Annotated in this window: 14 protein-coding genes; 5 read left to right on the top strand and 9 right to left on the bottom strand. The window is 65.6% G+C overall.

Features of this window, described 5'->3' with window-relative positions:
- Positions 1–239 precede the first annotated feature (239 nt).
- The gene (locus GGD67_RS12315; protein ID WP_179733067.1) at positions 240–1,172 is read right to left on the bottom strand and encodes a DMT family transporter; all 933 of its coding nucleotides are present in this window, start codon (positions 1,170–1,172) and stop codon (positions 240–242) included.
- 421 nt (positions 1,173–1,593) lie between these two features.
- Here GGD67_RS12315 and GGD67_RS12320 point away from each other — a divergent pair, with 421 nt between their 5' ends.
- Both GGD67_RS12320 and GGD67_RS12325 read left to right on the top strand, forming a co-directional pair.
- The gene (locus tag GGD67_RS12320; protein ID WP_018318369.1) at positions 1,594–2,886 is read left to right on the top strand and encodes an adenylosuccinate synthase; all 1,293 of its coding nucleotides are present in this window, start codon (positions 1,594–1,596) and stop codon (positions 2,884–2,886) included.
- 37 nt (positions 2,887–2,923) lie between these two features.
- Positions 2,924–4,525: a hypothetical protein gene (locus tag GGD67_RS12325; protein WP_179733069.1), complete on the top strand. Its 1,602-nt coding sequence runs from the start codon at positions 2,924–2,926 to the stop codon at positions 4,523–4,525.
- A gap of 319 nt (positions 4,526–4,844) precedes the next feature.
- Here GGD67_RS12325 and GGD67_RS12330 read toward each other — a convergent pair whose 3' ends face one another.
- The 3 genes from GGD67_RS12330 to GGD67_RS12340 form a co-directional block, all read right to left on the bottom strand.
- Positions 4,845–5,138 carry a hypothetical protein gene (locus tag GGD67_RS12330; protein WP_179733070.1) on the bottom strand — a complete coding sequence of 98 codons (294 nt, stop codon included), beginning with the start codon at positions 5,136–5,138 and terminating at the stop codon, positions 4,845–4,847.
- 259 nt (positions 5,139–5,397) lie between these two features.
- Entirely contained in the window at positions 5,398–5,628 is a 231-nt protein-coding gene (locus GGD67_RS12335; RefSeq protein ID WP_026202008.1) for a hypothetical protein, read from the bottom strand.
- 37 nt (positions 5,629–5,665) lie between these two features.
- Positions 5,666–5,908: a hypothetical protein gene (locus GGD67_RS12340; protein WP_018318371.1), complete on the bottom strand. Its 243-nt coding sequence runs from the start codon at positions 5,906–5,908 to the stop codon at positions 5,666–5,668.
- Between the two features lie 144 nt (positions 5,909–6,052).
- Between GGD67_RS12340 and GGD67_RS12345 the strand changes: the two genes are divergently transcribed.
- Entirely contained in the window at positions 6,053–6,478 is a 426-nt protein-coding gene (locus GGD67_RS12345) for a DUF5413 family protein (RefSeq protein ID WP_092260424.1), read from the top strand.
- Positions 6,479–6,539: 61 nt separating this feature from the next.
- On the top strand, positions 6,540–7,094 hold the full coding sequence (locus GGD67_RS12350; protein ID WP_092260426.1) for a DUF4112 domain-containing protein: 555 nt from the start codon (positions 6,540–6,542) through the stop codon (positions 7,092–7,094).
- Positions 7,095–7,212: 118 nt separating this feature from the next.
- Here GGD67_RS12350 and GGD67_RS12355 read toward each other — a convergent pair whose 3' ends face one another.
- The 4 genes from GGD67_RS12355 to msrA all read right to left on the bottom strand — a co-directional run bounded on the left by GGD67_RS12355 (position 7,213) and on the right by msrA (position 9,158).
- Positions 7,213–7,506 (bottom strand): hypothetical protein, encoded by a 294-nt coding sequence (locus tag GGD67_RS12355; protein WP_018318374.1) that lies wholly within the window; start codon positions 7,504–7,506, stop codon positions 7,213–7,215.
- Positions 7,507–7,719: 213 nt separating this feature from the next.
- Positions 7,720–7,884, bottom strand: coding sequence for a DUF3309 family protein (locus GGD67_RS12360; RefSeq protein WP_084674830.1), 165 nt, complete (start codon positions 7,882–7,884; stop codon positions 7,720–7,722).
- Positions 7,885–7,991: 107 nt separating this feature from the next.
- Positions 7,992–8,411, bottom strand: a complete 420-nt coding sequence (gene msrB, locus GGD67_RS12365) for a peptide-methionine (R)-S-oxide reductase MsrB (protein ID WP_179733073.1) — start codon at positions 8,409–8,411, stop codon at positions 7,992–7,994.
- Between the two features lie 30 nt (positions 8,412–8,441).
- Positions 8,442–9,158 (bottom strand): peptide-methionine (S)-S-oxide reductase MsrA, encoded by a 717-nt coding sequence (msrA, locus tag GGD67_RS12370; RefSeq protein WP_179733075.1) that lies wholly within the window; start codon positions 9,156–9,158, stop codon positions 8,442–8,444.
- 257 nt (positions 9,159–9,415) lie between these two features.
- On the opposite strand from msrA, the gene GGD67_RS12375 reads away from it, so the two are divergent.
- Positions 9,416–11,098: a caspase family protein gene (locus GGD67_RS12375; protein ID WP_179733077.1), complete on the top strand. Its 1,683-nt coding sequence runs from the start codon at positions 9,416–9,418 to the stop codon at positions 11,096–11,098.
- Positions 11,099–11,264: 166 nt separating this feature from the next.
- Here GGD67_RS12375 and GGD67_RS12380 read toward each other — a convergent pair whose 3' ends face one another.
- Positions 11,265–12,380, bottom strand: coding sequence for an ATP-dependent RecD-like DNA helicase (locus GGD67_RS12380; RefSeq protein WP_026202009.1), 1,116 nt, complete (start codon positions 12,378–12,380; stop codon positions 11,265–11,267).
- Positions 12,381–12,470 lie beyond the last annotated feature (90 nt).

Raw genomic sequence — 12,470 nt, forward strand, 5'->3', positions numbered from 1 at the left:
AGGGCGAACACTAGAGACCTCGCTGGCAATTGCCGTGACCGCGCCCCTCTCTCCTCATGTCCTCAGCCTCCAAGACCGATAACGCAACAGGCCCCCTGTGGGAGAGGGTGGCTCGCCGCGAAGCGGCGAGACGGGTGAGGGGTCTCTTTCCGCGAGTCCAATTCTCATTTGAGTGCGCGGATGCAACCCCTCATCCGGCGCTTCGCGCCACCTTCTCCCGCAAGGGGGGAAGGAAGAAATTACGTCGCCTGCTTCCGCGACGCCACGAACACGCCCGACAGCACCAGCGCGAAGCCGATGAAGTGGAATGCCTGCGGATGTTCGCCCAGGAACGCCATCGCCATGATCGAACCGAACACCGGCACGACGTGGAAGAACGGCGCGGCACGGTTGGCGCCGATCAGGCGGACGCCCCGATTGAAGCAGAGATAGGCCAGCGTCGAGGGAAACACCGCGACGTAGAACAGCGTCAAGAGGTTCGGCCCGTCGAGCTTCATCACGGGCCGCGCGGACAATTCCCAGATCTCCAACGGAATGAGACAGGCTGCGCCGGCCCCGAAGGTGAAGGCGAGGAACGACAGGCCGTGCATCGGCGGCCGTTTCAAGGTCAGCACCGAATACAACGCGAAGATGACGAGCGCGACGATGAAGATGAGGTCGCCTTTGTTGAACTCGATGTTCGACAGCGTGGTGAAATCGCCGTGCAGCAGAATGGTCAGCACGCCGCACATCGACAGCAGCACGCCGAACGCCTGCGCGGCGGTGAGGCGGATGCCGAGGATGGCCAGCGACCACAGCGCCACGATCAGCGGCGCGGCCGACTGCAGCAGCAGCGTATTGAGTGCCTGGGTATGCTCCAGCGCCCAGTATTGCAGCGTGTTGAAGGCGCCGATGCCGGTGACCGAGAGCGTGATCATCAGGCCAAGTCGGCCGCGGATCGCGGGCCAGTCCTGGGCAAGATGTTTCCAGGCGAACGGCAGCACCAGCAGGAAGGCAAAGAACCAGCGCAGGAACGATAGCGTGACCGGCGGGATGTGGCCGGCGGCGAGCCGCCCGACGATGGCGTTGCCGGCCCAGCACAGCGCGGTAATGCTGAGCAGCAGATAAGGCTGGTTGGCGATCCAGCTGTGACCGGATGTCTCCGTGCTGGTGGTCTGGCCGGTGGCGGACATTGGGATTGGCGTGCCCCGCATGCGCCGAGGCTTCCAGCCCGGCGGGATCCGGGCCGGCTGATCGCCCGGCGCTGTCCAAAGACACGGAAATCGGGGCTGCATCAACGGGGGGCGGATGCATCGCGACCATGCAGCGGCGGATTGCGCCTCTCACGCTTTGGTCGAAGCCCCGCGCGCCGCCGCGAAGGTTTCTGGATTTTCCGGGGATATCAAAGGCTTGGAGTGGCCTCGAAGCCCTGAAAATGCCCCGTTCTTGCTTGCCTAGAGAGGCTGCTTCCTTTATCCGGTTGGGCTGCCTCGCGTGCGAACGGCCTCTGGCCGGGAATTGGGCTGGGCGCAGGCATGATTCCGGAAAAGTGGGTACCAATTTTCCGTTCGGATCATGCCACCTACAGAGAAATCTTCGAAGGATTACCCGCGAATGGCCAATGTTGTCGTCGTCGGCGCCCAGTGGGGCGACGAAGGAAAGGGCAAGATCGTCGACTGGTTGTCGGAGCAGGCTGACATCGTCGTCCGCTTCCAGGGCGGTCATAACGCCGGCCACACGCTGGTGATCAACGGCAAGACCTACAAGCTCGCGCTGCTGCCCTCGGGCGTGCTGCGCGAGCAGAAGCTGTCGGTGATCGGCAACGGCGTGGTGTTCGATCCCGCCGCCTTCCTCGACGAGGTCTCCAAGCTGCGGGCGCAGGGCGTTGCGGTCTCGCCGGAGAACCTGCGTATCGCCGAGAACGTCACGCTGATCCTGCCGCTGCACCGCGAGCTCGATGCGCACCGCGAATCCGCCAGCGCCGCGACCGCGATCGGCACCACCCGCCGCGGCATCGGCCCGGCCTATGAGGACAAGGTCGGCCGCCGCGCCATCCGCCTGATGGACCTCGCCGACCTCGACACGCTCCCGCACAAGATCGACCGGCTGCTTGCCCACCACAACGCGCTGCGCCGCGGCCTCGGCCTGCCCGAATTCGACGGCAAGGTGATCCTGAAGGAGTTGAGCGCGCTGGCGCCGGAGCTGCTGCCCTACGCCGAGACGGTGTGGCGGCTGCTCGACATCAAGCGGCGCGAAGGCAAGCGCATGCTGTTCGAAGGCGCGCAGGGCGCGCTGCTCGACGTCGACCACGGCACCTATCCCTACGTCACCTCGTCCAACACGGTGGCGGCGCAGGCCGCGACCGGCGCCGGCCTCGGACCGGGCGCGGTCGGCTATGTGCTCGGCCTCTGCAAGGCCTACACCACCCGCGTCGGCCAGGGCCCGTTCCCGACCGAGCAGGACAACGAGACCGGCCGCCGGATCGGCGAGCGCGGCCGCGAGTTCGGCACCAACACCGGCCGTCCGCGCCGCTGCGGCTGGTTCGACGCCGTGCTGGTCCGCCAGGCGGTCCGGACCTGCGGCATCAACGGCCTGGCGCTGACCAAGCTCGACATCCTCGACGGCTTCGACACGATCGAGGTCTGCACCGGCTACAAGCTCGACGGCAAGGAGATCGACCACTTCCCGGCCGGCGAGGGTGCCCAGGCCCGGGTCGAGCCGATTTACGAGACCATCGAGGGCTGGAAGGAGCCGACCGCCAATGCGCGGTCCTGGGCCGACCTGCCGGCCCAGGCCATCAAATATGTCCGGCGGATCGAGGAATTGGTGGGGTGCCCGGTTGCGCTGCTTTCCACCAGCCCCGAACGCGAAGATACTATCCTGGTGCAAAATCCGTTTGAGGCTTAACGATATCTTACCGGGACGCGCGTATAGTTGAGTTGAAATGGCTGATTACTATCCGCTGATCGCCCGCGCTATTGCCGCCCTGGACCCGAACGCTCCCGGCGAAAGCCGTCGCGCGCTCTATGAGCGGGCGCGCACGGCGTTGATCGCACAGCTGCGCAGCGTGCAGCCGCCGCTCTCCGAATCCGAGATCACCCGCGAAAGGTTGTCGCTGGAGGAGGCCGTCCGCAAGGTCGAATCGGAAGCTGCCCAGCGCGCCCGCGAGGCCTCGCGCCCCGGCGGCGGCGCCCGCGGCGGCAGCAGCGGCGATGCCTTTCGCCGCGCCAGCACCCGAGCCGCCGAAGGCAGCCCGGCTGCGCCGGCCCCGCCGCGGACGCGTCCGGCGCCGCCGCCGCCGCGCGCCGACCGTCCATCCATCAATGTCGATGACCAAGGCGAGGCCCCGCGTCCGCCGCGCGCGCCCCGTTTCGACGCCCCGCGCCAACCGGGACCGTCCGCCCCGCCACCGATGCCGGAGCCGGCGGCCGGACGCGATCGCGCCGGTGCGCGCCGTCCTCCCGATGTCGGACCTCCGCCGCCGCTGCCGCCGGCACCGGGCGTGCGCGGCTTCCGCGACATCACCGCCGACGCCAACGATCTCGGCGGCGCTGCCGCACAGGCCAGCCGCGCCGCGCGCCGCACCTATGCCAACGTGCCCTCGCCCTCGCCGGAATTCGACCGGCTCGAGCCGAGCCTGGAAAACCGCGCCGGCGAGCATGACGCGCCTTATTCCTACGACGAGTCGGTCGAGGAGGCCGAGCGCTACGCGCCGCAGCCGCCGTCGCCGCGTCCGCGCATCGCGCCCGAGCGCGACGCCAAGAAACGCGCCCGCACGCGCTCCACCTTCCCGTTCAAGAGTGCGATCGCCGTCGGCATCGTGCTGATCCTGGTCGGTGCCGGCATCCTCTGGGGCAAGCAGCTGGTCCAGATCGCGACCAATTTGCTGAAGTCCTCGCCGACCCAGGTGGTAGAGGCGCCGAAGGATCCGTCCCAGCCGCAGAGCAAGCCGAAGATTCCGGATCGCGTCGGCCAGCCCTCGGCCAGCGACCAGCCGGTCGCGCCGGTGGCGCAGAAGGTCGTGCTCTATGACGAGGATCCGTCCGATCCGAAGGGCAAGCAATATGTCGGCTCGGTGGTGTGGCGGCTCGAGCCGATCAAGGCGTCCGGCAACCAGAAGGCCGACGTCGCCGTGCGCGCGGACATCGAGATCCCCGACCGCAAGTTCAAGATGACGATGTCGTTCCGCCGCAACACCGATTCCTCGCTGCCGGCGAGCCACACCGCGGAGCTGACCTTCATCCTGCCGCCGGATTTTCCGGGCGGCAGCGTCTCCAACGTGCCGGGCATCCTGATGAAGTCGAATGAGCAGGCGCGCGGCACGCCGCTCGCCGGCCTCGCGGTCAAGGTCACCGACGGCTTCTTCCTGGTCGGCCTGTCCAATGTCGACGCCGACCGCTCCCGCAACGTCCAGCTCCTGAAGGAGCGCTCGTGGTTCGACGTGCCGCTGGTCTATGCCAACCAGCGCCGCGCCATCATTGCCATCGAGAAGGGCGCCCCCGGTGAGCGCGCCTTCAACGACGCCTTCGCCCAGTGGGGCGATTAGGGGCTCAAGCTGCGACTGAGTCGATGCGAGCCGGGGGGATACCTCCCCCGCTTGCGGAAGGGCTATCGCGTTTGAGAGCTTTTCCCTGCAGCCATCCTTCGAGACGCCCGCTTAGGCGGGCTCCTCAGGATGAGGGCGGAGTGTGAGGCAGCAGTTTCAAGGGCACTGACGCCAATTAGCCTCATCCTGAGGAGGTGCGTAAGCGCCGTCTCGAAGGACGAGGCGCGCGCGCCGGCCGCCGCCAACAGTCACATGCGAGAACCTTGTCCGGCGGGAAGAGGCGAACCGGGCCTCAACGATCCAGCCGAACTCGACCCGACTACTGCGCCGCCGCTTCCCGCTTGCGCGATGCTGATGCCACGGCTTCGCGGTCCATCACGGCGCGGCAGCCGGGGCTGACCTGGGCCTTGTTCCGCACCATGCAGGCCCTGACCCTGGGAATGTCGGGGATCTCACTGGAGCACAGGCGCATCGCGTCACCCGTGCACATCTGCTGCGCTTCGGATGAGAAGGCGAGACCGGGTGAAGTCTGGAGTGCGATGGCCGTGGTTGCGACGGCGAAGAGCGAAGCGGTGGTCTTAAGCAGCGAAGCGATGGTTTGATAGCGTGTCATGCAGAATGCGTCCCCGAGTTCCGTGGGCTTGAGCCACTTGGTTTTTGGGGCGCCGCACGTGGCTTGATCTGCCGCATGTCACAGCCTTCACGTCGGGAACTTTGGTCCCGCATGTGGTCGCTCGATTTCTTGAAGTTCGAATCGAAAGGTGCTGCGCCGCCCGAGCGAAGTATGCGCCATTGTCACGCGGCTGCAATGGCAGGCGCAAAGGAATTTGCAATTGTTGCGTGGACGTCACGCACAAAGCTTGCGCGCGCGATCAGATCATCCGATCAAAGGATGCGCTCGCTTGTTCCACGTCGCTCGCGCCGAGCGCGGCGGCGTGTTCCTCGACGGCGGTGACGCCCTTGGCGGTCAGCTCGAACAGATCGCCGTCCTTCATCACGTAGCCGTCGGCGATGAGCTCGCCGATCTTGCCGTGGCGGTCGTCGGCGAAGGCAACGGACTGGCTGATGTCCCGCAGGATCGAGAGCTGTTCGTCGCGCAACATGGCTTCACCCTCCGTTCGCTGGGGATGGTCGCGGTCCTCACATGCCGTGGCTCTGAAACACCTTGCTGCAAGAGCGCGACAGCTTGGCCCGGTTGGCCTGCAAGCAACCCTGCACGGCGCCGTCATTGCCGAGGTCCTTGCGACAGAAGCGCGAGGCGTCGCGTGAGCACGCCTGCTGTTCCTGCGGCGAGCCCATGTGGCCCTGCGCAAGAGCGGGTGCGTTCGACAGGCCACTCAGGGCTGCCAGCGTGATCGTCGCCAGGAGAAATTTGCGGGCCATCGGCGGCTCCAATCTGACAGGGATAATTCAGGTCCTGTCTGAACTCGTCGCCTTGCCACTTGTTCCCCCAATGGCCGAGCCCGCCCCGCTATTCAAGGTTCCCGCGGCGCTGCTATAAACATCGGCGAAGTGAAAGGGTGTTTGATGAAACGCTATCTGGTGTTTGCCCTGGTTGGCCCGTTCGTCGGCGGGTTCCTGCTGCTGCTGACGACGACCTATCAGTCCGGCTATTGGGCCCAGACCAGTCTCGGCGAGGTCGGCAAGCTGTTCGCGGTGTTCTTCAAGACCCTGCAATACAGCTACCTGTTCGGCTTCCTGCCCTCGCTGATGATCGGCGCGGTCGATGACATCCTGACCCATGTCAGGCGGATCGGCCCGGGCTTGCGGATGCTCCTGGTCGGCCTGTTCGCCTTCGTGCTGGCCTCGCTCACCTACAGCTCGCGCGGGCCGGATTCGGGTGCGGTGCAGTTCATCCTGTATGGCCTCGTCGGGTTCGTGCCGGCGGTGATTTCGTCCTGGCTCGTACATAAATACATCAAGGAGCCGCAAGCAGTGGCGGCGCCGACCTGAGCGCGCGACGTTCGGGCGCGGCGCAGCAACCTCTGCCGCCCCAGCGCGTTCCCTGAAAGCCATGACCATGTCCGACGACGATATCCTTGCTCCACGCAGATCCCGTACGGGGAGCTCGCGCGCGACCGCTTCCGGCCCGGAGGCACGCGGGCCGATCATCGATCAGGATGGTCGGGAAATCCGCCCTGAAACGCTGGAGCAGGGCTTTCGCGAGTTCGGTTTCGAACTGGGCAAGGATCATCCGTTCGCCGGGAGCCCGTTCGGCAATCTGACGCGCGAGCAGCGGATCGCGCGGATCGAGGCGATCGCAAAGCTGCTCGACGTCGCCTTCATCCTGCCCGGCACCAACATACGCTACGGCATCGACGGGTTGATCGGCCTGATCCCCGTCGTCGGCGACATCATCACCACGGCGATCTCGCTGTGGCTGGTGCGCGAGGCCCGGGCGCTGGGGGCGCCCTGGTACATCACCACCCGCATGCTCGGCAATGTCGCGCTCGACGGCGTGGTCGGCCTGGTCCCGTTCGCGGGCGACGCTTTCGACGTCATGTTCCGCGCCAACATGCGCAACGTGCGCCTCTTGCGCCGCTGGCTCGACAAGCAGCCACGGATCTGAAGCTTCCCCTCTTCGCCTCTCCCCGTAAGAACGGGGAGAGGGAGTAAAAACGCAAAAAGCGCAACAGCCTTTTGGCCATCGCGCTTTCTGCGCACATCGTAAGGCTCAGCGAAAAAACTTATGCCGCGTCGGCGGCGTCGGTCTCGGCCGGCGCCGGCTTGGGACGGCGGGGCAACGGGAAGGCTTCGCTCTCATAGAGCGAGCGGATGCCGTTCTGGTCGAAACGCGCTTCCTCGACCTGGAGATAGGCGCCGTTCAGCGAATCCGTCGGCAATTGCTCCATCGCGAACTGCACGGCTTCGGCCGCGGTGCCGAACCGGCGATAGGTGAAGCCTGCGCGCTTCTTCTTGCGGATCGCGGCGGGGAAGAGTTCGGCAGACGTGTTGAAGTTGAACGGACGCAGTGGACGCATGGTCAAAGACCTCGTGATCTCTCTGGGGCTTTAAGCGCGTGGGGTTTGGGAGGGCAGGGGCCGCAATCGAGCGGGCCCGCCGCACATGCCATTTTCGCCCACTAATATAGGCCGTTTTGACAAAAATGCGACCCCTGCGATGGGAGATGATGAATCCGCGCATGGCAGCTCCGCGGATGAAATTAGCTGAATTATTTCAATGGCTTATATGGCTTACAATTTGCCAAGAAGCAGCAGGACGACGAGCACGACCAAGACGACGCCTCCGATGCCCATGCCGGAATGGCCCATGCCATAGCCGTAGCCGCCGACGCGGCCGGACAGGCCGCCGAGCAGATAGATGATCACCAGGATGATCAGGACGGTCCCGACTGACATGGCATCCTCCCCTGGCGGCCGCCAAATGCGATGATCGGCCGCACCGCCAGAGAAGAAAAGCACATCGCGCGGTCGGGTTCCATGAAGGAACCCGACCGCGGGCAACGTTATTTGGGCTCCAGCTTCAGCGCGGCCGAGTTGATGCAGTAGCGCAGGCCGGTCGGCCCGGGGCCGTCGGGGAAGACGTGGCCGAGATGGCCGCTGCATTTGGAGCAGAGCACCTCGGTGCGGATCATGCCGTGGCTGACGTCCCGCTCCTCGTCGACATGGCTCTCGACGGCCGGCTGGGTGAAGCTCGGCCAGCCGCAGCCCGAATCGAACTTGGCCTCGGATTCGAACAGCACATTGCCGCAGCCGGCGCAGACATAGGTGCCGGCGCGGTGGTCGTGCTCATACTCGCCCGAGAAGGGACGCTCGGTCGCCTTCTCGCGCAGCACCGCGTACTGCATCGGCGACAATTCGCGCCGCCACTGCTCTTCGCTCTTGATGACCTTGTCGTCCGTGGTTTTCATTTTAGTGTCGGGCATGGGTCTCCCGTTCTTGAGATGATCTCGCGATCAGTTGGTGGCCTTGCTGGCGCTCACCAGCGTCGGCTTTTCAATGTAGTTATCCGCGAACAGCTTTTTCAGGTTCTCGACCTTGGGCAGGTCGTTATAGGCGATGTAGGGCTGGTTCGGGTGCAGCGTCAGATAGTCCTGGTGGTAGGCCTCCGCCGGGTAGAACGCCTCCAGCGCGCCGACCTTGGTCACGATCGGCTTGCTGAACACCTTGGCGCCGTTGAGTTGGGCGATATAGGCCTCCACCACCTTCTTCTGCTCTTCGGAGGTGGTGAAGACGGCCGAGCGATATTGCGTGCCGACGTCGGGGCCCTGGCGGTTGAGCTGGGTCGGGTCGTGCGCCACCGAGAAATAGATCTGGAGGATCTTTCCGTAGGAGATCTTCTTCGGGTCGTATTTGATCTCGACCGCCTCGGCATGGCCAGTCCGGCCGCTCGAGACCGTCTGGTAGTCGGCGGTCGCCTTGGTACCGCCGGCATAGCCGGAGACCGCGTTGACGACGCCCGCGGTGTGCTGGAAGACGCCTTGGACGCCCCAGAAGCAGCCGCCGGCGATCACGGCGGTCTGGATCCCGCTCGCAGGTGCCGCATCCATGGCCGGGGCGGGGATCACGACCGCGTCCTCCGCGGCCTGAGACGGCGCGGCAAAGGCCAGTGCGAAGGTTAGCGAAAGGGCGGTGGTTGCGGCGAGCAGGGAGGCGAGGGCAGGTCTGCGCATGGCGGATCCTCTTTCGGAAGGTCTGACAGTCTAGGGCGGTCGGGGCCGGACGAACAGTTGCCCGGCTGCGTTTTCGCACCATCCGAGGTACGGACGCGGCCGCCGGTTGTTACGGCGGGACGGACACGAGTCTGTGAAACGAGCCGCGCGGGATAGAAGGGCGCCGGCGGCTTGGCGAGACCGGGAACTCCGCGCTAGATGAACCGGTGCGATCGATGATCGACTTAAGAAGAATCCGGCTGGAGCAGGCCTGACCCATGCTGCGCGTCGTTTCCCTGAGCCTCGTCATCCTGACCGCCGGCCTGTTCAGCGCGGCGGCCGACCCGCAGGCCGACGATCTCCCCCTCTGCCGTGACCGCCAGGCGGAGGCCCAGGCCCGTGCGAGCGCCTGCGACAATCTGCTGAAGGCCGACAAGCTCACCGGCAAGGACAAGGCCATCGCGCTCTCCGTGCGCGGCAATACGCTGATCAGCAAGCGCGACTACGACCGCGCGATCGAGACCCTGTCCATCGCGATCGATCTCGATCCTGATTACGTCATCGCCCTCAACCTGCGCGGCCTCGCCTATGAGCGCAAGGGCCAGGATGACCTCGCCATGGCGGACTACAACCTCGCCCTCCAGAAGCGCCCCACTTACGGTGTCCCCTACAACAATCGGGGCGTCATCCACGCGCGCCGCGGCGCGTTGCAGAGTGCGCTCGACGATTTCAGCCTGTCGATCAAATACACGCCGAAATTCCTGCTCGGCTGGACCAATCGCGCCCGCGCGCGGACGCTGATGAAGGATTTCGACGGCGCGATCGCCGATTTCGCGGAGGCCGAGAAGATCGACCCGGCCGCGCCGCAGATCGCCAGCAACCGCTGCATCACTTACGGCCTGATGGGCAAGTACGCGCAGGCCCTTGCCGACTGCAACGGCCTGATCGAGCGGCAGCCGAAAAACGTGTTCGCGATCAACAACCGCGCCGACGTCAGCATGATGAAGGGCGACCTCGACGCCGCGCTGAAGGACTACAACACGGCCATCCAGATCAATCCGAACAACATCCGCGCGCATTCCGGCCGCGGCCAGATCTACGAGCGGAAGAAAGATCTCGCGCAGGCGCGCGCCGATTACCGCGCGGCCGCGTATTCGTTGACGAAGTTCGACGAGCCCGACGTCGCTCGCGCCCGTGCCGTCGCGCAGGAGCGGCTCGCCGCGCTGACGCTGCAGGCGCCGGCCGGAGCAACCGGGCGCCGCGTGGCGCTGGTGATCGGCAACGGCTCCTACAAGAACGTCCATGCGTTGCCCAATCCGCCGCGCGATTCCAAACTGATCGCGAGCGTGCTGCGCGACGTCGGCTTCCAGAGCGTGATTTCCGTCAATGACCTCACCCGCGACAAGTTCTTTGACGCGCTGAAGGCCTTTGCGGAGGAAGCGGAGAAGGCCGACTGGGCCGTAGTCTATTACGCCGGCCACGGCTTCGAGATCGGCGGGGTGAACTATCTCGTTCCCGTCGACGCCAAGCTCGCCGCCGACAAGGACGCCGAGACCCAGGCGGTCGCCCTCGAGCAGGTGATCGCCGCGGTCGGTGCCGCGCGGAAAATGCGCCTCGTGGTTCTGGATGCCTGCCGCGACAATCCGTTCGCGCCGAGCATGCAGCGCACGCTGTCGCTGAAGCTGGTCGACAAGGGCTTTTCCAACATCGAGCCCGGCGCCGGCTTCATGGTGGTCTACGCCGCCAAGCACGGCGAGACCGCGATGGACGGCGACGGCAGCGCCAACAGCCCGTTTGCCACCGCGCTGGCCCGCGAGATCAGGCAGCCGCGCATCGAGATCCGAAAACTGTTCGACATCATCCGCGACGACGTCTGGGCTGCGACGAAGCACGAGCAGCAGCCATTCACATATGGGTCACCGCCGGGACGGGAGGATTTTTACTTTGTGGCGGGGAAGTAAGGGGCGCGATTCCGGCGCCCCATTCTCCGTGCCGTAGGGTGGGCAAAGCGACTTGTCCGCCGTAGCTCGAAGAGCGAAGGCGGAAGCGGCCCACGCCTTGTTGCTTATGGAGGGAGATCGTGGGCACGGCGCTACGCGCCTTTGCCCACCCTACGGGAGCGGAGTTTCAGACGACGATGCTCAGCCGTTTCGCTGCGCGCGTAATCCCCGTATACAGCCACCGCGCCCGCGAGTCCTGAAACGCAAAGCTCTCGTCGAACAGCACGACGTCGTCCCATTGCGAGCCCTGCGACTTGTGCACGGTGAGCACGTAGCCGTAATCGAACTCGTCATAGGGCTTGCGCTGCTCCCAGGCGATCTGCTCGACGCCGCCCTCGAAGCAATCGGCGCGCACCGAGACCTTGGTCACCTTGTGGCCGAAATCCTCGTCCGGTGACAGCCGCATCGAAAGGATGCGCGATTTCGAGCGCGAGGTGTTGCGCGACTTCACGCGCCACAGCCCGCCGTTGAACAGGCCCTTCTTGCGGTTGTTGCGCAGGCATACCAGCTTGTCGCCCGCGACCGGGAAGACGTCCTCGATGTTCTGGCGCTGCCGCACCCGCATGTTGTATGCGCGCCGCGTGTTGTTGCGGCCGACCAGCACCTGATCGGCGCCCATCACGCGATCGGGATCGAGCTCCTTGCGCGAGACCACCTCGCTCTCGCCGTAGCGGCCGATGTCGAGCTCGCGTCCCTCGCGCACGTCCATCGACATCCGCACGATCGGATCGTCCTGCGCCTGGCGGTGCACCTCGGTCAGCATCGCGTCGGGCTCGGTGTTGGTGAAGAAGCCGCCGCCCTGGATCGGCGGCAGCTGCGCGGGATCCCCGAGCACGAGCAGTGGGCAGTCGAACGACATCAGGTCGCGGCCCAATTCGGCGTCGACCATCGAGCATTCGTCGATCACGATCAGCTTCGCCTTCGAGGCCGGCGCGTCGTCCCACAATTCGAAGCTCGGCTGCTCCTCGCCGGATTCGCGGGCGCGGTAGATCAGGGAGTGGATGGTGGAGGCGTCGTCGCAACCCTTGTTGCGCATGACGAGGGCGGCCTTGCCGGTGAAGGCCGCGAATTTCACCTCGCCGTCGACGCCTTCGGCGATGTGCCGGGCCAGGGTCGTCTTGCCGGTGCCGGCAAAGCCGAACAGGCGGAAGATCGGCGGCGTGCCATTGCGGCCCGGCCTGGCCTTCAGCCAGTCGCCGACGGCCTTGAGAGCGGCATCCTGATGCGGTGTGAAACTGGCCATATCTGTCTTGAGGAAGGGCGAAACGAGGCGATTCGCCATCCCCCAAAACTAACCATTCGCCCCGCCGGTTCAAGCGGGGCGAAGCCGGTT

The organism is Bradyrhizobium sp. IAR9, assembly GCF_013408065.1.
Taxonomy (GTDB): Bacteria; Pseudomonadota; Alphaproteobacteria; order Rhizobiales; family Xanthobacteraceae; genus Bradyrhizobium.

Bases quoted from the DNA above. Each gene is read 5' to 3' on its own strand.
- GGD67_RS12315 (WP_179733067.1), bottom strand. From the start codon at position 1,172: ATGTCCGCCACCGGCCAGACCACCAGCACGGAGACATCCGGTCACAGC.
- GGD67_RS12375 (WP_179733077.1), top strand. From the start codon at position 9,416: ATGCTGCGCGTCGTTTCCCTGAGCCTCGTCATCCTGACCGCCGGCCTG.
- GGD67_RS12335 (WP_026202008.1), bottom strand. From the start codon at position 5,628: ATGTTGCGCGACGAACAGCTCTCGATCCTGCGGGACATCAGCCAGTCC.
- GGD67_RS12380 (WP_026202009.1), bottom strand. From the start codon at position 12,380: ATGGCCAGTTTCACACCGCATCAGGATGCCGCTCTCAAGGCCGTCGGC.
- GGD67_RS12345 (WP_092260424.1), top strand. From the start codon at position 6,053: ATGAAACGCTATCTGGTGTTTGCCCTGGTTGGCCCGTTCGTCGGCGGG.
- GGD67_RS12340 (WP_018318371.1), bottom strand. From the start codon at position 5,908: ATGGCCCGCAAATTTCTCCTGGCGACGATCACGCTGGCAGCCCTGAGT.
- GGD67_RS12325 (WP_179733069.1), top strand. From the start codon at position 2,924: ATGGCTGATTACTATCCGCTGATCGCCCGCGCTATTGCCGCCCTGGAC.
- msrB (WP_179733073.1), bottom strand. From the start codon at position 8,411: ATGCCCGACACTAAAATGAAAACCACGGACGACAAGGTCATCAAGAGC.
- msrA (WP_179733075.1), bottom strand. From the start codon at position 9,158: ATGCGCAGACCTGCCCTCGCCTCCCTGCTCGCCGCAACCACCGCCCTT.
- GGD67_RS12350 (WP_092260426.1), top strand. From the start codon at position 6,540: ATGACCATGTCCGACGACGATATCCTTGCTCCACGCAGATCCCGTACG.
- GGD67_RS12330 (WP_179733070.1), bottom strand. From the start codon at position 5,138: ATGACACGCTATCAAACCATCGCTTCGCTGCTTAAGACCACCGCTTCG.
- GGD67_RS12360 (WP_084674830.1), bottom strand. From the start codon at position 7,884: ATGTCAGTCGGGACCGTCCTGATCATCCTGGTGATCATCTATCTGCTC.
- GGD67_RS12320 (WP_018318369.1), top strand. From the start codon at position 1,594: ATGGCCAATGTTGTCGTCGTCGGCGCCCAGTGGGGCGACGAAGGAAAG.
- GGD67_RS12355 (WP_018318374.1), bottom strand. From the start codon at position 7,506: ATGCGTCCACTGCGTCCGTTCAACTTCAACACGTCTGCCGAACTCTTC.